Below are 19223 nucleotides of genomic sequence, written 5' to 3' on the forward strand. Positions count from 1 at the left end.
ACTGGCAAGCGGCAGGCCCAGTGCCTATCTGGGAAGGCAAAGGAGTGATCCGCATGGAATTTTCCGTTCTCGACCTTGCCGTCGTCGCCGAAGGCGCGGACGCCCGGCAAGCCATCGCCAATTCGGTTTCGCTGGCGCAGGCCGCCGAAGGCTGGGGCTACAAGCGCTTCTGGCTGGCCGAGCATCACAATATGCCCGGCATCGCCAGCGCCGCGACCGCGGTGCTGATCGGCCATGTCGCCGGCCATACGCAGACGATCCGCGTCGGCGCCGGCGGCGTCATGCTGCCCAATCACGCGCCGCTGGCGATTGCCGAACAATTCGGCACCCTGGCGACGATCCATGGCGACCGCATCGACCTGGGCCTGGGCCGCGCGCCCGGCGGCGACGGCGCGGTCATGCATGCGCTGCGCCGCGCCATGCAGCGCAACGACGATTTCCCGAACGACGTGGTCGAGCTGATGCGCTATCTGGGCCCGCCCCGCCCCGGCGCCCCGGTCGCGGCCCATCCGGGCGAGGGCACCAACGTGCCGGTCTGGATCCTGGGCTCGTCGCTTTACGGCGCCAGCCTTGCCGCCGTGCTGGGCCTGCCCTATGCCTTCGCCAGCCATTTCGCGCCCGGCGACCTGGAGCAGGCGGTCGGGCTTTACCGCGAGCGGTTCGAGGCGACCGAGTTCGGCACCCGCCCGCGCTTCATGCTGGCGGTGAACGTCATCGCCGCCGACACCGACGCCGAGGCGCAGCGGCTGCGCACCAGCCAGATGATCTCCTTTGCGCGGCTGCGCACCGGCATGCCGGGGCTGCTGCCGCCGCCGGTCGACGACATCCATGACGCGGTGCCGGCCGCGGTGCTGCCGATGGTCGAGCACGCGCTGTCGGTCAGCGCCGTCGGCGCGCCCGAGACGGTGGCGGCGCAGCTGGACGCGCTGATCGCGACATACCGCCCGGACGAGCTGATCCTGGTCGGCAACATCTACGACCAGGCGGCGCGGCACCGCTCCTTCGCCATCGCGGCCGAGATCCTGCGGGGCCGGACGTGAGGGCGCTGGTCTTCGGCCACGGCTATTCCGCCGGCTTCCTGACGCCGCTGCTCGTGGCCGAGGGCTGGCAGGTCACCGGCACCACGCGCGGCGACACCGCGCGCGTGGCGGCGGCGGGGGCCGAGCCGCTGCTCTGGCCCGGCGACGATGCGGCCGTGCGGCAGCAGATCGCGGCGGCGGATGCGATCCTGGTCTCGGTCGGGCCGGAGGGTGGCGCGGACCCGGTGCTGGCGGCGTTCGGCGCCGAGATCGGGCGCGCGCGGCCGCGCTGGCTGGGCTATCTCTCGACCACCGGGGTCTATGGCGACCGGGACGGCGGCTGGGTCGACGAGGACAGCCCCTGCACCCCCACCACCCGGCGCGGGCGCGAGCGGGTCGCGGCCGAGCAGGGCTGGCAGGCGCTGGCGGCCGAGCACGGGTTGCCGCTGCACATCTTTCGCCTGGCCGGGATCTATGGCCCCGGGCGCGGGCCCTTTGCCAAGCTGCGCGCCGGCACCGCGCGGCGCATCGTCAAGCCCGGCCAGATCTTTTCCCGCGTCCATGCCGAGGATATCGCCCGGGTGCTGCTGGCCTCGATCAAGGCGCCCTGCCCCGGCGCGGTCTACAATGTCTGCGACGACGATCCCGCCCCGCCCGAGGCGGTGATCGGCCATGCCGCGGCCCTGCTGGGCCTGCCCCTGCCCCCGGCCGAGGATTTCGCCACGGCCGAGATGACGCCGATGGCGCGCAGCTTCTATGCCGAAAGCAAGCGCGTGGCGAACGACCGCATCAAGCGCGAGCTGGGCGTCGCGCTGCGCTATCCCGACTATCGCGCCGGGCTGGCGGCGCTGGCCCGGGCCGAGGGGCTGATCTAGGGCGCGATCGAGCAGCAGCCGGTCAGCATGCGCGACGGCTGCTCCTGCCCGTCCAGGATCACCGTGACCGCCAGCGCATAGCCGCGGTCCGACATGCCGTCCGAACATTGCCGGGGCTGCATCACCGCGGTCAGCCGGCCCTTGTCGTCGCCGGCGATCATGCCGCGCATCGGCTCGCCCTCGATGCCGCGGTCCATGACCTTGCGCAGCGACAGCGGGCGCTCGGGCTGGTCGGGCTCGCTGAACACCAAGCCCTTCTCGACGGTCTTGAAGGACCAGAACGGCTCGGTGCCGCTGCAGCGCAGGGTCAGCGGCAGCGCGTTCGGCTTCCAGGCCGAGGGCTGCGGCTTCAGGAAGCGCAGCGCCACCCAGCCGGTGCTCTCGCCGACATTGACCCGGCCCCATTTGCCCGAGCCGTCGCGGTCCAGAAGCTCGACCCCCTTGGCGGTCGAGGGCAGCGTGCCGACGACCTTGGCCTTGCCGTCCGGCGCCTCGCGCACGTTCAGCGTGTCCCAGGTTTCCACCACGGTCACGTCGAAGAGATTCGGCAGATAGTCCCCGGCCAAGGCCGCCGGAGCCGCCAGCGCCAGGCCGGCCAGAAGGGTCGTCAACAGGTTCATGGGAGCACCGTGTCGGAGTCAGGTCACATCGAAGAAATTAGCATCAACCGAGCGCAGGACATAGGTCTTGTCGATGCGCACGCCGACGCCGTGGTCGATCAATTCGCCGCATCAGCATAGTGGCACAGCGGTGGACGGGGCGCGCCTTTTTCCGTCGCGGCCACGCCCTCATACCAGTCGGATGGATAAACGATCATGAAGGCTTCGAACCACAGCCACGCATGGTGCGAGGTGCCCCGGAGGTCATTGTGCATGCGCTCTCTTTCGGTGGTGCTTGGCCACGTGCTGCCGTATTCGCAGGGGACTTCGCGCAGGTTCCTGCGCACGATCCTGTCGAAGTTCTGGACGAGATGGTCATGCGCACGGCGGGCATCGTCCCGATAGGGCAGCGCCTCTCCGCAGCTTCCGGTCATCAGATGGGAACCGTATGGCGTGCGCAGCGGACTATCGGCATATAATGTCATGGCACCGCTGGCCATCGACTGTCCGACAAGCCGCAGATATTCGACCGTGGCCTGATCCCTGGTCCAGCCTCGTGCAGCGGCCGTCGTGTCCAGCAACCGGTCCTGATCCAGAAAGCAGCCGGGCGAACCGTCGTTTGCATGGGCATCCACGGCCGAGAACGCCGCCCGCACGTCCGGATCGGTCAGCTTCAGCGCACTTTCGACAACCGGCGGCTTGATCGTGCAAGCCGCTGGCGGCAGGACGAGCCAGTCGCCGGTCAGCACGGTTTCCGGGTCGTCGCGCCATCTGTCGCCCAGCGCATCGACAACCGCGCGGTCAAGGCCGGCGGCCTCGGCCCGTGCAGCCGTCGCGGGGCCGATAGCGCAGCCCTCGGTCGCGAGGAAATCGGCCAGATCGTCGGCAAGGACCGGAGGCGTCAGCGCCAGCAAGGCCGCAACGGCGGCAGCGGACCTCACGCGCGCCTCTCCATCTGCGCCACGCCCAGCACCTCCAGCACCTTCGCCTCGATGTCCGGCGCCGACATGCGGGCGCAGCGATACATCGCCTCGGGCGAGGCGTGGTCGATGAAGGTGTCGGGCAGCACCATCTGGCGGAAGCGCAGCCCGCCGTCGAACACGCCCTCGTCGGACAGCAGCTGCGCCACCAGCGAGCCGAAGCCGCCGACCGCGCCCTCTTCGATGGTGATCAGCGCCTCATGCGTGCGGGCCAGGCGCAGGATCAGCGCGCGGTCCAGCGGCTTGGCGAAGCGCGCGTCGACTACGGTGGGGGTGACGCCGCGCGCGGCCAGCGATTCGCGGGCGCGCATCACCTCGGCCAGGCGGGTGCCGAAGGACAGGATCGCGACGCGCTTGCCCTCGCAGATCACCCGGGCCTTGCCGATCTCCAGCGGAATGCCGCGCTCGGGCATCTCGACGCCCATGCCCTCGCCGCGCGGATAGCGGAAGGCGATGGGGCCGTCGTCATGCGCGGCGGCCGTCGCGACCATATGCACCAGCTCGGCCTCGTCGGCGGCGGCCATCACCACGAAGCCGGGGAGATTCGCCAGGAAGGCAATGTCATAGGCGCCGGCATGAGTCGCACCATCGGCGCCGACCAGCCCGGCGCGGTCGATGGCAAAGCGCACCGGCAGCCGCTGGATCGCCACGTCATGCACCACCTGATCGTAGCCGCGCTGCAAAAAGGTCGAGTAGAGCGCACAGAAGGGTTTCATCCCGCCCGCCGCCAGCCCGGCCGAAAAGGTCACGGCATGTTGTTCCGCGATGCCCACGTCGAAGCAGCGGCGCGGGAAACGCTCGGCGAACAGGTTCAGCCCGGTGCCGTCCGGCATCGCCGCCGTCACGGCGACGATCTTGTCGTCGCGGCTGGCCTGGTCGACCAGGGCGCGGGCAAAGACCGAGGTATAGCTCGGCGCGTTCGATTTCGCCTTGGCCTGCGTGCCGGTCGCCACGTCGAATTTGGCGGTGGCATGGCCCTTGTCGGCGGCACGCTCGGCCGGGGCATAGCCCTTGCCCTTCCGGGTCACGGCATGGATCAGCACCGGACCGTCGGCGCGGGCCTTGACCGTGCGCAACAGCGGCAGAAGCTGGTCGAGGTCATGGCCATCGACCGGGCCGATATAGGAAAAGCCCAACTCCTCGAACAGCGTGCCGCCCACGGTCATGCCCTTCAGCATCTCCTTGGCGCGCTTGGCGCCTTCCTGCATCGGGCCGGGCAGCAGGCTGACGGCGCCCTTGGCGGCGGCCTTGAGATCCTGGAACGGGCCGCGGGTATAGAGCCGCGTCAGATAGGTCGAAAGCGCCCCGGTTGGGGGCGCAATGGACATCTCGTTGTCGTTCAGGATCACGAACAGCCGCTTGCCCAGATGGCCGGCGTTGTTCAGCGCCTCGAAGGCCATGCCGGCGCTCATGGCGCCGTCGCCGATCACCGCCACGGCGTCGCCGGGATCGCCGCCCAGTTCCCGCGCCATGGCAAAGCCCACGGCCGCGCTGATCGAGGTCGAACTGTGGCCGGCCCCGAACGGGTCATAGGCGCTTTCGCTGCGCTTGGTGAAGCCGGACAGCCCGCCCTCGGTGCGCAGGGTGCGGATGCGGTCGCGGCGCCCGGTCAGGATCTTGTGCGGATAGCACTGGTGGCCGACGTCCCAGATGATCTTGTCGCGCGGCGCGTCGAAGACGGCATGCAGCGCCACGGTCAGCTCGACCACGCCCAGGCCCGCGCCCAGGTGGCCGCCGGTGACCGAGACCGCGCTGATCGTCTCGGCGCGCAATTCCTCGGCCAGCTGCCGCAATTCGCGGTCGGTGAGCGCCTTCAGGTCCGAAGGCAGGGCCACCCGATCCAGCACGGGCGTTTTCGGGCGATGGTCGTCTTCGGTCATGGCTTGCCCCTTTCCGGGCGGGCTTCAGGCGTCGCGTTCGATAACGAAACGCGCGAGCTGTCGCAAGTTTCCGGCGAGTTCGCCATAGGGGTCCAGCGCCGCCTCGGCATGGCGCGCCAGCTTGCGGGCCTTGTCGCGCGCGCCCTCGAGCCCCAAGAGCGACACGAAGGTCGCCTTGTTGGCGGCGGAATCCTTGCCGGTGCGCTTGCCGGTCTCTTCCTCGTTGCCGGTCACGTCCAGGATGTCGTCCTGGATCTGGAAGGCCAGGCCCAGGTTCCTGGCATAGTCGGCCAGGGGCGCCGCATCCTCGCCCGCCATCACCGCCCCAGCGGTGGCCGAGAACTGGATCAGCGCGCCGGTCTTGGCGCCCTGCAACCGCTTGATCGCGACGATGTCCAGGGGCTCCAGCGCGGTCTCGGCGGCGATGTCCAGGGCCTGGCCCCAGACCATGCCGCGCGCGCCGATGGCCTCGGACAGGCCGCGCACCAGCGCCAGGCGCACCTCGGCCGAGCTGATCGCCGGATCGGTCAACAACCCGAAGGCCAGCGATTGCAGCGCGTCGCCGGCCAGGATCGCCGTCGCCTCGGACCATTGCACATGCACGGTCGGCAAGCCGCGGCGCAGGTCGTCGTCATCCATCGCCGGCAGGTCGTCATGGACCAGGCTATAGGCATGCAGCGCCTCGACCGCCGCCGCCACGGGCAGCGATTCCTTGTCGCGCAAGCCGAACATCCGGGCCGATTCCATCACCAGCAGCGCCCGGATGCGCTTGCCGCCGATACAGGCATAGCGCATCGCGTCGGCCAGGTCGCCCGAAGGCAGGCCGGCCATGGCCTCTTGCAGCGCGGCCTGGACCTGCGCCTTCACATCCTCAAGGCGGTCCTGCATCACAGCCCCTCGACCGGCACGGTCCCGGTGGGCTGGCCGCCGGCGGCCAGGGTGATCTTCTCGACCCGCTCCTCGGCAGCGCGCAGCACCTTGTCGCAATGCGCGCGCAGCTTGGCGCCGCGTTCGTAAAGCGCGATGGATTCCTCCAGCGTGGCCTCGCCATGCTCCAGCCGGCCGACCGTGGCCTCAAGCTCCTTCATCGCCTCTTCAAAGGACATCATCTCGATCTCGGTCACGCGGCGGTCTCCCTCAGCACTGCGACATGGGCGCGCGCCGAGCGGCCCAAAGCGCCGAGATCATAGCCGCCTTCCAGCGCAGACACCACCGGGGCCGAACAGGCGGCGGCGGTATCGCAGATCATCCTGGTAATGGCGGTGAAATCGCTTTCGTCCCACATCAGCCCGGCCAGCGGATCCTCGGCATGGGCATCGAAGCCGGCCGAGAGCAGAATCAGCTGCGGCCGCCAGGCCTCGACCCGGCCGCAAAGCCCGCGCCAGATCGCGCGCGCCGCATCGCCGCCGCTGCCGGCAGCCAGCGGCACGTTCACCACCTGGCCATGCGCCCCGGTCTCCGAGGCTGCCCCGGTGCCGGGGTAAAGCGGCGACTGGTGGGTCGAGACGAACAGCGCCCGCGCCTCGTCCCACAGCACGTCCTGGGTGCCATTGCCGTGATGCACGTCGAAATCCAGCACCGCCACGCGGTCCAGTCCGTGATGCTCCAGCGCCCGCTTCGCCCCGATCGCGACCGAGGACAGGATGCAAAAGCCCATCGGCTTCATGCGCTCGGCATGATGGCCGGGCGGGCGCATGGCGACAAAGGCATTGGGCGCCTGTCCTGCCAGCACGGCATCGACGGCGGCGCAGACCCCGCCCGCGGCATGGCGCGCCGCCAGCAGGCTGCCCGGCGCCAGATAGGTGTCCGAATCCAGCATCGCCCAGCCCTCGGCCGGCTGCTTGCGGCGCAGCATGGCCAAGTATTCGGGCGGATGCGCGCGCAGCAGGTCGGCCGCGTCGGCCTCCGGTGCCATGCGCCGCTCCAGCGCCAGCCCCTCCAGGGCCGCCAGCACCGCATCCAGCCGCGCCACCTGCTCGGGGTGGCTCGGCGGCGTCACATGCGCCTGTGCCGAGGCATGGGTGTAAAGCAAGGTCATCGGCCCAAGGATTATGTGCCGCCCCGCGCCCCGGCAAGCAAATGTTCCGCGAGCTGCCGAAATCGACGCCCCGGGCGGAACCGCCGCCGCCAAGTCGCATTCTCTTTTGTGCCAAATATCCTCGGGGGTCCGGGGGCAGACAGCCCCCGGCGCGACGGCGAAGGATCAGGCCGTCAGCCGCTGCCCGTCATGCCCGGCCATGCGCAATTCGACCAGCGTGCCCTCGGGCATGTCGCGGTCGAAAGCCACCTCGGTGAAATGCTCGGTCCGCCCCAGGCGCGGACCCTCGGTCAGCACCATGCGCCGCTGCCCGACCTCCGAGCCCAGATGCCGCAGCAGCGCCGCGTCGCCCTCGGCCCGCAGCCGGGCGGCCCGCTCCTTGATCGCCGGTCCCGGCACGCGCGGCATCCGCGCCGCCGGCGTGCCCTTCCTCGCCGAATAGGGGAACACATGCAGGAAGGTCAGCCCGCAATCGCCGACCAGCTTCAGGCTGTTTTCGAACATCGCCTCAGTCTCGGTCGGGAAGCCGGCGATGATGTCGGCGCCGAAGACGATTCCCGGCCGCAGCTTGCGGGCCTCCTCGCAGAAGCGGATGGCGTCGTCGCGCAGGTGCCGGCGCTTCATCCGCTTCAGGATCATGTCGTCGCCGGCCTGCAGGGACAGGTGCAGATGCGGCATCAGCCGCGGCTCGCTGGCGATGGCCAGCATCAGGTTCTCATCCGCCTCGATCGAGTCGATGCTGGAGATCCGCAGCCGCGGCAGGTCCGGCACCAGCCGCAGGATGCGCATCACCAGATCGCCCAGCCGCGGCGTCCCCGGCAGGTCGGCGCCCCAAGAGGTCAGGTCGACACCGGTCAGCACCACCTCGTTGAAGCCGCGATCCCGCAGCCGCTTGATCTGGTCCACCACCACCCCCGCCGGCACGGAGCGCGAATTGCCGCGGCCATAGGGAATGATGCAGAAGGTGCAGCGATGGTCGCAGCCGTTCTGCACCTGCACATAGGCGCGATGCCGGCCGAAGCCGTCGATCAGGTGGCCGGCGGTTTCCTTGACCGACATGATGTCGTCGACCTGCACCTTCTCGGTCGCGCCGATCAGGTCGGGGGCCTGCATGCGCTGCCAGGTCTCGGGCAGCATCTTTTCGTGGTTGCCGATGACCCGGCTGACCTCGGCCATGGCGGCGAAGGTCTCGGGCTCGGTCTGGGCCGCGCAGCCGGTGACGATGACCGGGGCGCCGGGGTTCTCGCGCGCCAGCCGGCGGATCTCCTGCCGGGCCTTGCGCACCGCCTCGGCCGTCACCGCGCAGGTGTTCACGATCACCGCGCCGGACAGCCCGGCGCTTTCCGCCATCTCGCGCATCGCCTCGGTCTCATAGGCGTTCAGCCGGCAGCCGAGGGTGGCGAACACGGGCGCCTTCAGATCCTTCATCCGCGCCAGACCCCGTCGAAGACATGCGCGGTCGGGCCGGTCATCCAGACCCCGTCCTCACGCCAGTCGATTTCCAGTTGCCCGCCGGGGACGTTCACCTTGACCCGGCGCCCGGTCAGCCCGCGCCGCGCCGCCGCCACCACCGCCGCGCAGGAGCACGAGCCCGAGGCCAGCGTGATGCCGGTGCCGCGTTCCCAGATACGCAGGATGATCTCGCTGTCCGAGACGACCTGCACGAGTTCGACATTGGCGCGCTGCGGGTAGAGCGGGTGATGCTCATGCAGGGGGCCGAAGCGTTCCAGCTCGACCGCCGCGGCGTCGGGCACGAAGAAGGTCATATGCGGATTGCCCATGCCGGTCGCCACCGGATCGCCCGCGATCGGCAGGTGCAGCAGGTCGACATCCTCGGCCAGCGGGATCCGCGCCCAGTCCAGCACTGGCGCGCCCATATTGACGCGGGTCAGGCGGTTGCCCGCATCCTCGGCCAACAGCACGGCATGGTCGGTGGCCAGCCGCAGCGCCGAAGCGCCCGATTCGTCCATCAGGAAACGCGCCACGCAGCGCGTGGCATTGCCGCAGGCCGCCGAGCGCGAGCCGTCCGCATTGAAGAACACCAGCCGCGCATCGGCATTCTCGCCGGGCAGGATGACGGCCAGCTGGTCGAATCCGACGCCGCGATGGCGGTCGGCCATGGCGGCGACGACACCGCCCTCGGGCAGGAGGCCCGTGCCGCGCGCGTCGAGAACGACGAAATCATTGCCGAGCCCATGCATCTTCATGAAAGGCAGGCCGGGGTTTTGCTGGTGTTCCATGAAAGCCCTTTACGCCCGCCGCGAAGTTTTTGCCAGAGGCGGCGTTTTTTCCGCTTGACCCCACCCGCCGCCGACCGTAGTTAGCCCCCCGTGCGATGGGCCCGTAGCTCAGTTGGTAGAGCAACTGACTTTTAATCAGTGGGTCACAGGTTCGAATCCTGTCGGGCTCACCACTGAACTTCCTTACATGACAAGCGGTTACGATAAACTGCCTGCGAGGCGGTTTCGGCGCTAACGATGTGCCAGCGGACATTTTCACGGTGATGCGCTTGGCTCGAATCTATCGCCAGCGCGCCGCGCGCCAACGGGCGGCGATAGCCTCGGCCTCGTCGCAAAACCAGCGCTCGCCCTTGCTTAGGCCCGGCGACCAGGGGCGTGTGATAGATTCGTTCGCCCTTGTTGAAGATGTTGCCCTTGATCGGGCAGCCATCGCCCAGCGGTCGCGGAAGACATTGCCTCGATGGATCACAGTCCATACGTCAAACCGGACCGCTCGGACGGGGACAGTCAGCATTCGAAGGCAAAGCTGCTTCAACGCTTCACGACGACCTGCTCGATGGCGCGCTGGCCCGCGACGACGACCGGCTCCCTGACAGAAGCGGTTGCGATTCGGCCCGGCTCCGAGCGCGCGGGGTTGGTCGGCCGGCCGCTGCCGTCAGAACGCCTTGAAGGTCATCGTGGTTAGCGTGCGCACGATGTCCGGGATGTCGAACAGGTTTTCCGACAGGAAATGGCCCACGTCCTTGTCCTCGGGGACATAGATCTTGGCCAGCAGGTCGTATTCGCCCGAGGTCGAGTAGAGCTCACTGACGATCTCGCGGTCATAGATCGCGTCGGCGACCTCATAGGTCTTGCCGGGGGTGCAACGGAACTGGACGAAAACCGGGCGCATGAGCGGGCCTCCTGACTTCTGCGGCGGCAGGTTAGACCGCGGGCGCCGCGCGGGTCCAGTCCCCGCGGCGCAAGCCCAGCCAGAAACGCCGCATCAACAGCACCGCCGCAAAGCTGAGACCCGCGACCAGACCCAGCCACAGCCCCGCCGGCCCCAGCCCGGCCGGAAAGGCCAGGCCCCAGGCGACCGGAATGCCGACCAGCCAATAGCTGATGCCGGCGATGACCATGGGCACGCGGGTGTCCTGCACGCCGCGCAACAGCCCCAGCCCGATCACCTGCATCGCGTCCATCAACTGGAACAGGCCGGCATAGAACAGCAGCCCCGCCGCCAGGGTGACGATGGCCGGCGTCTCGGGGTGGGTGGCGTCGAGGTAGAGCCCGACCAGCTGCCGCGGGAACAGCTCGAACGCCGCCACCGCCAGCAGCGCCCAGACCGCCGAGACCGCGGTCACCGTCACCGCCGCGTCGCGCATCCAGGCCGCGTCGCCGCGCCCCTTGGCCTGGCCCACGCGCACCGTCGCGGCGTTGGACATGCCGAGATGCAGCATGAAGGTCAGCGAGGCGAGCTGCAGCGCGATGCCATGTGCCGCAAGCTCGCGCGTGCCGATCCAGCCCATCATCACGTTCGAGCCGACGAAAAGCCCGCCCTCGGCCACCATGGTCAGGCCGATGGGCATGCCCAGCAGGAAGACCTGACGCATCGCCACCCAGTCCGGGCGCCAGAAGCGCTGGAACAGGTGGTATTTGCGGGCGGCGGGCAGCCAGGCGGCATAGGCAACGATGGCGAGAAGCTGGCTGAACTGCACGATCACGGCGGCGATGGCGGCGCCGCGCACGCCCAGCTCGGGCGCGCCGAGGTTGCCAAAGATCAGCACCCAGTTCAGCGCGATGACCAGCGGCAGGCCGGCCAGCGTGATCCACAGCACGACCTGCGTGCGCTCCATCGCGGCAAGATAGCTGTTCAGCGTCAGCTGGCACAGCACGGCGATGAGGCCGATGCCCTCGATGCGCAGATAGTCCTGGCCCAGCCGGGCCACCTCGGGCGCCTGGCCCAAGGCCAGCAGGATGGGGCCGGAATGCCACAGCGCGGGCAGCATCAGCACCGCGAAGACGATCGAGAGCCACAGCGCCATGCGGGCGGCGCGGCGCACCTCGACCTCGTCGCCGCGGGCGATGGCGGCGGCGATCAGGCCCATGACGCCGATGCCGAAGCCCATGCCCAGGAAGAACAGGATGTTGAAGAAGCTGACCGCGATCACCAGCGCCGCCAGCTCGGTCACGCCATACCAGCCCATCATCACCGTATCGGCGACATGGATGGCCATGCGCGCGAGGTGGCTGCCGACCAGCGGCAGACCCAGCGCCAGCGTGGCGCGCAGATGCGGGGCGTAACGGGCGATCGTCATGGCTCCTGCCTTATCGCCGGGCAGTCGGGGCGGCAAGATGTCTGGACATATTTGCCGCGACGGCAGGCTTCGGGCCGGATCTCGCCCCCCCCGCCGGCCGTCAAGGCCGGATCTCGACCTCGGTGCCGATGGCGGCATGGGCGAAGATCTCCTCGATCTCGGCATTGGTGATGGCGATGCAGCCGGCGGTCCAGTCGCCCTTGACCTTGTAGCCGTCGGGCACCTGGTTCGGCTGGCCGTGGATCATGATGTCGCCGCCCGGGTCGTAGCCGCCGCGCCGCGCCGCCTCGCGGTGGTGGCGCTGCGGATAGTCGAGGCCCAGCGACAGGTGATAGGCGCTTTGCCGGTTCACCCGGTCGATGCGGAAGATGCCCTCGGGGGTGCGGCCGTCGCCCTGGCGGCTCTTGTCGCCCTCGGGCGCGAAACCCAGCGCGATGCGGAAGCTTCGCGGCCCGCCCTGGCGTTGCCAGACGGTCATGCGGCGGGCGGATTTCTCGACCAGGATGCGCGCGACGGGCGAGGCGATGGGCGCCTCGGGCCGCGCGGGCGGGCGCGGCAGGATCGGCGGCAGCCTGGGCAGGCGCCATTCCGGCAACCGCCAGTCCGGCAGGCGCGGCCAGTGCCAGCCCTGCGCCGGGGGCGGCACCTGCGGCGGCACGGGCTGCGGCGCCCAAAGCACCCACAGCCCCCAGACCAGCGCCGCCAGGCAGAGCGCCGAGAAAAGCCCGCCCAGCCGCTTCATTGCAGGTCGCGGAACGCCTCTTGCAGCCGGGCCACCGCCTCGGTCACCCGGGCGCGCGGCGTGGCGAGATTGAAGCGCAGGAAGTCCTCGCCCCCGGTGCCGAAGCTGCCGCCGTGGTTGGCGGCGATGCGGGCGCCCTGTTCGACCCGGCGGGTGAACTCGGCCCGCTCCATGCCGGTGCCCGAGAAATCGACCCAGGCGAGATAGGTCGCCTGCAAGGGCATCGAACGCAGCCCCGGAATCGCCGCCAGGCCTGCGTCGAAGATGCGTCGGTTGCCGTCGAGGTAAGCCACCAGCGCATCGACCCAGGCCGCCCCTTCGGGCGAATAGGCGGCGGCGACCATGCCGAGGCCGAAGAGCCCGGGCGAGATCCCCAGCGCCATCATCCGGCCTTGCAGCCGCTTGCGCAGCGCCTCGTCCGCGACGATGACATTGCCGATATGGGCGCCGGCGATGTTGAAGCTCTTGGTCGCCGCCGTCAGAGTCACCAGCCGCGACGCTATGCCGGGCACCGCCTTGGCCATGACCGTGTGGCGCGGCGCGCCGGGCATCACCAGGTCGTGGTGGATTTCGTCCGAGACCAGGATCAGGTCATGCGCGGTGCAGAAATCGGCGACCTGGCGCAGCTCTTCGGGCGACCAGACCCGGCCGCCGGGATTGTGCGGCGAACACAGGATCAGCATGCGCTCGCGCCCGGTCAGCTGGCGGGCCCAGCCGTCCCAGTCCATGCGGTATTGGCCGTCCTCGATGGCCAGCGGGAATTCCGCCACCTCGCGACCCGCGGCGCGGATCACCCGGGCAAAGGCGTGATAGACCGGCGTCATCACGATCACCCGGTCGCCGGGCTGGGTGAAGGCATCGACGCAGATCGCGGTGCCATTGACCAGCCCGTGCACGGTCAGGATCCAGTCCGGCTCGATCGCCCAGCCGTGCCGGTTCGCCATCCACCAGCGGATCGCGTCCAGATAGGCCGGGTTCGCGCCGGGATAGCCATAGACGCCATGCGCCGCCATCCGCTCGACCGCGCGCTGGACCGAGGCCGGCGGGCGGAAGTCCATGTCCGCGACCCACATGGCGATGCCGTCCTTCGGCGAAACGCCATAGCTCGCCTGCATGTCGTCCCATTTCGAACAGGCGGTGCCGGTGCGGTCGATGATCTCGTCGAAATCGGGCTGGGCCATGGTCCCTCTCATTTTCAATGCCCGGCCACCATAGCGCGTTGTTGCGCAAGGCCAAGGCTTGGCCTAGATCACGGTCATGACATTGCGCAGCATCATCCTTCACCCCGATCCGCGCCTGAAGAAGCCGTGCGAGCCCGTGGCCCGCATCACGCCCGAGATCGAGACCCTGGCCGCCGACATGTTGGCCACCATGTATGACGCGCCGGGCGTGGGCCTGGCGGCGCCGCAGGTGGGCGTGCTGTCGCGGCTCTACGTCATGGATTGCAACAAGGACCCCGAGGCCGAGCCGCAGCCCGTCGTCATGCTGAATCCCGAGATCACCTGGCGCTCCGAGGCGCTGAACACCTATGAAGAGGGCTGCCTGTCGATCCCCGACCATTACGCCGACGTGACGCGGCCGGCCCAGGTGCGGGTGCGCTGGCTGGGCCTGGACGGCAAGACGCAGGAGCGTGACTTCGACGGGCTCTGGGCCACCTGCGCCCAGCACGAGATCGACCATCTCGACGGCAAGCTGTTCATCGACTACCTCGGCCCGATCAAGCGCCAGTTGATCACCCGCAAGATGGTCAAGCTGAAGCGCGAGCGCGCCCGTGCCTGAACCGCTGTCCGGCGAGGATCAGGCCGCCCAACCGCAGGGCCCGGACCCGGCGGCGCTGGCGGGGCTGGGCCGGGTGCGGCCGATCCTGATCCATCCCGACCCGCTGCTGCGGCAGGCCTGCCTGCCGGTCGGCCGTCTGGGCTGGGACCGGATCCTGCCGCTGGCGGCGGATCTGCTGGCAACGATGTATGACGCCGGCGGCCGTGGCCTTGCCGCGCCGCAGATCGGCGAGCCCTGGCGGATCTTCGTGATGGACCACGGCTGGAAGACCGGCACGCCCTTGCCCCGCGTGGTGCTGGACCCCGACATCGCCGCCCTGGGCGCCGAGACCGAGGCGCTCGAGGAAGGCTGCCTGTCGATCCCCGGCCATCCCGTCACCGTGACGCGGCCCGCGGTGATCTCCATGCGGTGCTTCGACCTGACCGGGGCGCTGCTGACGCTGTGCCTGTCGGGCATCGAGGCCCGCATCGCCCAGCACGAGGCCGACCATCTGGACGGCCGGCTGATCCTGGACTTCGCCGGCCAGGCCGATCGCTGAAGGTTGCGCATTACGAAACTTGGACGTGACGGTCCCTGCGCCCCGCTGCGGTCTCGACCCGCTTGTCGGGGTGTCGTCGATGACGTGCGGGAAGGCCACGCCGTCCTCATGCCCAGCAGACGACCACCGCGCCATGCGCATCAAGGCCGGGGCGCGGGCATGATCAAGGGCATCGTCATCGGCAAAGCCGTCCTGCCGGACGTCGTGATCCAGCGGGAAGCCCTGGCGGCTTCGATCTCGTCGGGCGTCAGTTCGTCAACGAGGCTGGCCCGTTCCAGGGCGATCATGCGGCGGTGGGCAGCAAAGCGCCCGTCCACCTCGGCAGCAGCCAGACGGACCAGCCGCAGGGAGTCGGCATAATCCTTGGCCTTGAGCGAGAACACCTCCTCAGCCTTGGGATGGCTGGACTTGATGTCCTGCGAGACAGCGGCGCGGGATCGTCCCGCGGCGGGCCAAGCGGGTGCGTCCGGGCACAGCTGCGAGCCACTCCGCTGTAACACCTTCCCGCGTCACAAGCCGAAGTTCACCCGAGCGCTGCTGGAAGATCTTTTAACTTCGATGCTTTGCGAGTGATTGGTGGAGCCGAGCGGAGGCGTGTCTGGTTGCAATTTTCCTACGAAAAATCAACATGAAGCAGCTTTGATCGCCTGTCAACGCAGCGGTTCGCTGTAGCATCCGAGGCCCGGATATTTCCGCAGAAAATCCGTGAAGCCATATCATATATAAGCAATTCCACAGCTACCCCCGGTGGCCCCATGGGGCGGCTGAGGGCAGCGCCTCCAGCTTGACGCCTGCCTTGATTACCTGCGGGAGGGTGACACTCTGGGGCTTCTGCCGTTTCGGGGATAGCCCCGCTGGTCCGAAACCTGAGCTACTCCCCGCTCCTTGGACAGTTTTCGGGGATATTTAAGCTACTGCCTGCGCTTGCTGATCGATTTCGATATTGTTGAAGTAAACCACGGCGGGTGGCCGTCCACCATGGGCGGTGTGGGGCCTCTGGTGGTTGTAGAAGGTGATCCATCGGCCAATGGCAGCCTTGGCCTGTGACCCCGTTTCCCAGGCATGCAGGTAGACGCATTCGTATTTCAGGGACCGCCACAGGCGCTCGATGAAGACATTGTCGATGCACCGCCCCTTGCCGTCCATCGAGATGCGGGTGCCGACGCGCTTTAGCCGATCTGTCCAGGCGAAGGACGTGAACTGGCTGCCCTGGTCAGTGTTCATGATCCCCGGCGCGCCGAAGCGGTGGATGGCCTCCTTCAGCGCCTCAACGCAGAAGTCGGCCTCCAGCGTGTTCGAGATGCGCCAGGCCAGAACCTTGCGTGTGAACCAGTCCATGATGGCCACCAGATACAGGAAGCCGCGCCGCATCGGCAGGTAGGTGATATCGGCGCACCAGACCTGGCCGGGACGATCCACCCGCAGCCCGCCCAGCAGGTAGGGCCAGGTCTTGTGGCCCTTCCTCGGCTTGCTGGTGTTGGGCTTCTGATAGATCGGCATCAGGCGCATAAGTCGCATGAGCCGCCGAATGCGCTTCTGGTTCACGCCATGGCCTTCGTTCTGCAGGTGCCAGGTCATCTGGCGAACCCCATAGAACGGCGTGTCGAGGAACTGCCGGTCGATCAGCCGCATCAGGCCGAGGTTCTGATCCGTCTCTCCAGCCGGCTCGTGGTAGAACGACGAGCGCGAGATCGACAGCAGGCGGCACTGCGCCCCGATGGACAGCGCCGGGTGGTTCCGTTCGATCATCCCACGCCTCACTTTCCGGTCCACGGCTTGAGCTTTCGTGACAAAAAATCGTTGGCGACAGCCAGCTCCCCGATCTTGGCATGCAGTGATCGGACCGTCTCTTCATCCACCTCCGTCGAGGGCTTCTTGCCGCCGCGCTCGAAGATATCCGCAGCTCCGTCGAGCAGCGCCTTCTTCCATTGATGGATCATCGTCGGATGCACGCCGTATTCGCCCGCCAGCTCTGACACAGTGCGCTCGCCCTTAACGGCCTCGAGCGCCACGCGCGCCTTGAAGCCCGCGTCATGGTTTCTGCGTTTCCGCATTCCTGATCTCCTCGTTCTTGGAGACCAGCAAACGTCAGATCGTAGCTTCCGTCACTGTCCGATTTCCGGGGAGCAGCTCACTCCCAGCACCCGCGAGATCCATGACGCGAAGCTCGTCACAGCGAGACGAGCTTCAAGGCCAGTGACCGGACCTATGGCGCGCGCCGCGTCTGGCCTGATGTCCTGGAAGAAGGGCTGGCCTGCGGCAGAAGGCTGGCTCCATGTCGCAGTCGTGCTGGATCTCTTTTCCCGGCGTGCCGTGGGCTGGTCCATGAAGGCTGACAGGGATGCCTCACTGGTCATGGACGCGCTGATGATGGCGGTCTGGCGACGCGGGAAAGTCGATGCGCTGCTTCATCATTCGGACCGGGGATCGCAATACACAAGCGAGCAGTTCCAGCGGCTTCTGGCCGACAATGGGATCACCTGCTCGATGAGCCGTGCGGGTAACGTCTGGGACAATTCGGCAATGGAGAGCTTCTTCTCAACACTGAAGACCGAACGGACAGCCAGCAAGGTCTATCGAACCCGAAACGAAGCGCGTGCCGACGTCTTCGATTACATCGAGCGCTTCTACAACCCGCGAAGGTGGCACTCGAAACTGGGCTACATCAGCCCCATGGAGTTCGAAGCCCGCGCTATGCTAGCTTAACCCGCCGTCCACGAAACCGGCAGAAGCTCAAGTTTCCGCCTTCGCATGATTCAGGCACCGCAAGGAGACCTGATGATGAGCAGCCTTTTCTGGCTGACTGAAGCGCAGATGACGCGGCTTGAGCCCTTCTTTCCCAAGAGCCATGGCAAGCCGCGCGTCGATGACCGTCGGGTGTTGAGTGGGATAATCTTCATCAATCGCAATGGCTTGCGGTGGCAAGATGCGCCCCGAGGGAATACGGCCCGCCGAAGACCCTCTGCAACCGCTGGAAGCGATGGAGCGACAAGGGGGTCTTCGCCCGGAGGATGGACAGTCTGGCGTCCGAGGCGACCGTTCCGAAGACGGTGATGATCGATGCAACCTCCCTGAAGGTGCCCCGCTCGGCGACCAGCCTGCGGCCGAAAAGGGGGACCCGGCGATCAAAGGGGCCGTCTGATCGGTCGCAGTCCGAGGGCCAGAAAACAGTCCGGGGGACTGTTTCCCGAGGACGGGCGGCATGAACACCAAGCTGCATGCCGTGGCGCAGGCTGTGGAAGGCCGTCTTGTCGGCCTTGATGCCAATGGCCTCCATGTAGGGCGAGAAGAACTTGGTCACGTTGTGCGAGTAATAGCCTTTGCCACCCATTTTCAGATCGGGGAACAGACGGGCATTTGGCGGGGAGTTCCTGCGGCGGTCCTCCACCAGGGCCATGAAGCCCAGCGCTTTTAGCTGGTCATGGATGGGGACCATGCGCCGGGCGTTGGCAGTCTCGACCCGCTTGCCCTCCGCGTCATCGGTCACATGCAGATGGCCATTCCGTCCTGTTCCTTGACATCCGACAGAGGAGTTGCCCGAGTTCATTGGACCGGGCACCTGTCCATAGGCCCAGCAGCACAAGCCAGAACCGCCAATCCTCGGACATGACCACATTGCCGGTTTCGTGGCGGAAGCGTGTTGACCGGCAGGACCGCCAAACAGGGCTTCTGCACAGCTTGCCCAGTTCTTCGGGTGACAGCGGGTCGCGCTTGTCCTTGGCGCTGACCCGATCTTTGAGCCGCAGCCCGGACACAGGGTTCAGGACTGTTCCGACCGTGTTTGGGTCGGCCCAGCGAAAGAACGACCCGACACGCAGCAGGGCCTTGTTGAAGTTCGCGACCGACATGGGCGCCATGCCCAGCGCCTCGGCCTTCTCTGCGGCATCGGCATAGGAGAGCCCGCGCAGCACCTTGGACTTGGCGACGTTGGGCGGCAGTTTCATCAGCACCGCCTTGAAGCGCAGCCCATCGGCCTTGCCATAGGCGGTCACGGGTTGTCCCCGGCGATCTCGGCAAAGACCCCGAGCCAATGCCGGTGGTCGTCCCGGGCCTTCTCGGACCAGTCGGCACGGGACTTCTCGGCGATCCATTCCTTGACCTTTTCGGACAGCAGCGGGGCCGAGGCGCTGGGCGCTGAGGGGGCTTGCGGGGTTACGACCACAGCACCCTGATGCCGTCTTTGCATGGCCTCTGCGGCCTCCACAGCGGCAGCCCGCAAGGCAGCGACAAGGC

The 19223-nt window shown here is 67.9% G+C and carries 20 protein-coding genes, 1 tRNA gene and 2 pseudogenes; 7 read left to right on the forward strand and 16 right to left on the reverse strand.

The annotated features are described in order from the left end of the window. Positions 1-53 precede the first annotated feature (53 nt). Positions 54-1040, forward strand: a complete 987-nt coding sequence (locus ASV56_RS06730; RefSeq protein WP_062561305.1) for an LLM class flavin-dependent oxidoreductase — start codon at positions 54-56, stop codon at positions 1038-1040. After that, positions 1037-1894, forward strand: a complete 858-nt coding sequence (locus ASV56_RS06735; RefSeq protein WP_062561306.1) for an SDR family oxidoreductase — start codon at positions 1037-1039, stop codon at positions 1892-1894. The genes ASV56_RS06730 and ASV56_RS06735 overlap by 4 nt, the downstream gene beginning before the upstream one ends. Here the strand turns inward: ASV56_RS06735 and ASV56_RS06740 are convergent. From ASV56_RS06740 to dapF, 8 genes are all read right to left on the reverse strand, one after another. Beyond that, positions 1891-2514, reverse strand: coding sequence for a COG3650 family protein (locus tag ASV56_RS06740; RefSeq protein WP_062561307.1), 624 nt, complete (start codon positions 2512-2514; stop codon positions 1891-1893). The genes ASV56_RS06735 and ASV56_RS06740 overlap by 4 nt on opposite strands. Before the next feature lie 98 nt (positions 2515-2612). Beyond that, positions 2613-3434 carry a hypothetical protein gene (locus ASV56_RS06745; protein WP_156429091.1) on the reverse strand — a complete coding sequence of 274 codons (822 nt, stop codon included), beginning with the start codon at positions 3432-3434 and terminating at the stop codon, positions 2613-2615. Further along, entirely contained in the window at positions 3431-5353 is a 1923-nt protein-coding gene (gene dxs / locus ASV56_RS06750; protein ID WP_062561309.1) for a 1-deoxy-D-xylulose-5-phosphate synthase, read from the reverse strand. The genes ASV56_RS06745 and dxs overlap by 4 nt, the downstream gene beginning before the upstream one ends. Before the next feature lie 24 nt (positions 5354-5377). Continuing rightward, positions 5378-6241, reverse strand: a complete 864-nt coding sequence (locus ASV56_RS06755) for a polyprenyl synthetase family protein (protein WP_062561310.1) — start codon at positions 6239-6241, stop codon at positions 5378-5380. Further along, positions 6241-6477, reverse strand: coding sequence for an exodeoxyribonuclease VII small subunit (locus ASV56_RS06760; protein WP_017998656.1), 237 nt, complete (start codon positions 6475-6477; stop codon positions 6241-6243). Before ASV56_RS06760 ends, ASV56_RS06755 begins: the two co-directional genes overlap by 1 nt. Beyond that, positions 6474-7391 (reverse strand): histone deacetylase family protein, encoded by a 918-nt coding sequence (locus ASV56_RS06765; RefSeq protein ID WP_062561311.1) that lies wholly within the window; start codon positions 7389-7391, stop codon positions 6474-6476. The genes ASV56_RS06760 and ASV56_RS06765 overlap by 4 nt, the downstream gene beginning before the upstream one ends. 165 nt (positions 7392-7556) lie before the next feature. Further along, positions 7557-8810 (reverse strand): tRNA (N(6)-L-threonylcarbamoyladenosine(37)-C(2))-methylthiotransferase MtaB, encoded by a 1254-nt coding sequence (gene mtaB, locus ASV56_RS06770; protein WP_156429138.1) that lies wholly within the window; start codon positions 8808-8810, stop codon positions 7557-7559. Between the two features lie 5 nt (positions 8811-8815). Continuing rightward, positions 8816-9631: a diaminopimelate epimerase gene (gene dapF / locus ASV56_RS06775; protein ID WP_062561313.1), complete on the reverse strand. Its 816-nt coding sequence runs from the start codon at positions 9629-9631 to the stop codon at positions 8816-8818. A gap of 97 nt (positions 9632-9728) precedes the next feature. On the opposite strand from dapF, the gene ASV56_RS06780 reads away from it, so the two are divergent. Next, positions 9729-9804: transfer RNA gene (locus ASV56_RS06780), tRNA-Lys, on the forward strand. 482 nt (positions 9805-10286) lie between these two features. Here the strand turns inward: ASV56_RS06780 and ASV56_RS06785 are convergent. From ASV56_RS06785 to ASV56_RS06800, 4 genes are all read right to left on the reverse strand, one after another. Further along, complete coding sequence (locus ASV56_RS06785; RefSeq protein WP_017998660.1) at positions 10287-10523, reverse strand: Lrp/AsnC ligand binding domain-containing protein; 237 nt, start codon at positions 10521-10523, stop codon at positions 10287-10289. A gap of 31 nt (positions 10524-10554) precedes the next feature. Beyond that, positions 10555-11931, reverse strand: a complete 1377-nt coding sequence (locus ASV56_RS06790) for an MATE family efflux transporter (RefSeq protein ID WP_062561314.1) — start codon at positions 11929-11931, stop codon at positions 10555-10557. Positions 11932-12031: 100 nt separating this feature from the next. Further along, on the reverse strand, positions 12032-12673 hold the full coding sequence (locus tag ASV56_RS06795; RefSeq protein ID WP_062561315.1) for a L,D-transpeptidase family protein: 642 nt from the start codon (positions 12671-12673) through the stop codon (positions 12032-12034). After that, positions 12670-13854 (reverse strand): MalY/PatB family protein, encoded by a 1185-nt coding sequence (locus tag ASV56_RS06800; RefSeq protein ID WP_062561316.1) that lies wholly within the window; start codon positions 13852-13854, stop codon positions 12670-12672. Before ASV56_RS06800 ends, ASV56_RS06795 begins: the two co-directional genes overlap by 4 nt. Before the next feature lie 76 nt (positions 13855-13930). Here ASV56_RS06800 and def point away from each other — a divergent pair, with 76 nt between their 5' ends. Together def and ASV56_RS06810 are read left to right on the forward strand one after the other, a co-directional pair. Continuing rightward, the gene (gene def, locus ASV56_RS06805) at positions 13931-14452 is read left to right on the forward strand and encodes a peptide deformylase (protein WP_062561317.1); all 522 of its coding nucleotides are present in this window, start codon (positions 13931-13933) and stop codon (positions 14450-14452) included. Further along, positions 14445-14990 (forward strand): peptide deformylase, encoded by a 546-nt coding sequence (locus tag ASV56_RS06810; protein WP_062561318.1) that lies wholly within the window; start codon positions 14445-14447, stop codon positions 14988-14990. The genes def and ASV56_RS06810 overlap by 8 nt, the downstream gene beginning before the upstream one ends. A gap of 140 nt (positions 14991-15130) precedes the next feature. On the opposite strand, the gene ASV56_RS06815 is transcribed toward ASV56_RS06810, so the two are convergent. After that, complete coding sequence (locus tag ASV56_RS06815; protein ID WP_062561319.1) at positions 15131-15373, reverse strand: hypothetical protein; 243 nt, start codon at positions 15371-15373, stop codon at positions 15131-15133. Between the two features lie 523 nt (positions 15374-15896). After that, positions 15897-17044 (reverse strand): IS3 family transposase gene (locus ASV56_RS06820; protein WP_437435906.1). Its coding sequence is split into 2 segments (ribosomal slippage): positions 15897-16789 and positions 16789-17044, totalling 1149 coding nucleotides; the frame shifts between segments, so codons are not numbered across the junction. A gap of 123 nt (positions 17045-17167) precedes the next feature. On the opposite strand from ASV56_RS06820, the pseudogene ASV56_RS06830 reads away from it, so the two are divergent. Both ASV56_RS06830 and ASV56_RS22620 read left to right on the forward strand, forming a co-directional pair. Next, a pseudogene (locus ASV56_RS06830) lies at positions 17168-17696 on the forward strand (IS3 family transposase); the annotation flags it as partial. A 75-nt stretch (positions 17697-17771) separates the two neighbouring features. After that, a pseudogene (locus ASV56_RS22620) lies at positions 17772-18228 on the forward strand (transposase); the annotation flags it as partial. A 238-nt stretch (positions 18229-18466) separates the two neighbouring features. Here ASV56_RS22620 and ASV56_RS06840 read toward each other — a convergent pair. Both ASV56_RS06840 and ASV56_RS23480 read right to left on the reverse strand, forming a co-directional pair. Beyond that, entirely contained in the window at positions 18467-18982 is a 516-nt protein-coding gene (locus tag ASV56_RS06840; RefSeq protein ID WP_062561321.1) for a site-specific integrase, read from the reverse strand. Beyond that, the gene (locus ASV56_RS23480) at positions 18979-19176 is read right to left on the reverse strand and encodes a hypothetical protein (RefSeq protein WP_156429092.1); all 198 of its coding nucleotides are present in this window, start codon (positions 19174-19176) and stop codon (positions 18979-18981) included. The genes ASV56_RS06840 and ASV56_RS23480 overlap by 4 nt, the downstream gene beginning before the upstream one ends. Between the last annotated feature and the right edge of the window lie 47 nt (positions 19177-19223).

The sequence above is a fragment of the Paracoccus aminovorans genome, assembly GCF_001546115.1.
GTDB lineage: Bacteria > Pseudomonadota > Alphaproteobacteria > Rhodobacterales > Rhodobacteraceae > Paracoccus > Paracoccus aminovorans_B.

Bases quoted from the DNA above. Each gene is read 5' to 3' on its own strand.
- ASV56_RS06730 (WP_062561305.1), top strand. From the start codon at position 54: ATGGAATTTTCCGTTCTCGACCTTGCCGTCGTCGCCGAAGGCGCGGAC.
- ASV56_RS06740 (WP_062561307.1), bottom strand. From the start codon at position 2,514: ATGAACCTGTTGACGACCCTTCTGGCCGGCCTGGCGCTGGCGGCTCCG.
- dxs (WP_062561309.1), bottom strand. From the start codon at position 5,353: ATGACCGAAGACGACCATCGCCCGAAAACGCCCGTGCTGGATCGGGTG.
- ASV56_RS06755 (WP_062561310.1), bottom strand. From the start codon at position 6,241: ATGCAGGACCGCCTTGAGGATGTGAAGGCGCAGGTCCAGGCCGCGCTG.
- ASV56_RS06765 (WP_062561311.1), bottom strand. From the start codon at position 7,391: ATGACCTTGCTTTACACCCATGCCTCGGCACAGGCGCATGTGACGCCG.
- dapF (WP_062561313.1), bottom strand. From the start codon at position 9,631: ATGGAACACCAGCAAAACCCCGGCCTGCCTTTCATGAAGATGCATGGG.
- ASV56_RS06785 (WP_017998660.1), bottom strand. From the start codon at position 10,523: ATGCGCCCGGTTTTCGTCCAGTTCCGTTGCACCCCCGGCAAGACCTAT.
- ASV56_RS06790 (WP_062561314.1), bottom strand. From the start codon at position 11,931: ATGACGATCGCCCGTTACGCCCCGCATCTGCGCGCCACGCTGGCGCTG.
- ASV56_RS06795 (WP_062561315.1), bottom strand. From the start codon at position 12,673: ATGAAGCGGCTGGGCGGGCTTTTCTCGGCGCTCTGCCTGGCGGCGCTG.
- ASV56_RS06800 (WP_062561316.1), bottom strand. From the start codon at position 13,854: ATGGCCCAGCCCGATTTCGACGAGATCATCGACCGCACCGGCACCGCC.
- def (WP_062561317.1), top strand. From the start codon at position 13,931: ATGACATTGCGCAGCATCATCCTTCACCCCGATCCGCGCCTGAAGAAG.
- ASV56_RS23480 (WP_156429092.1), bottom strand. From the start codon at position 19,176: ATGCAAAGACGGCATCAGGGTGCTGTGGTCGTAACCCCGCAAGCCCCC.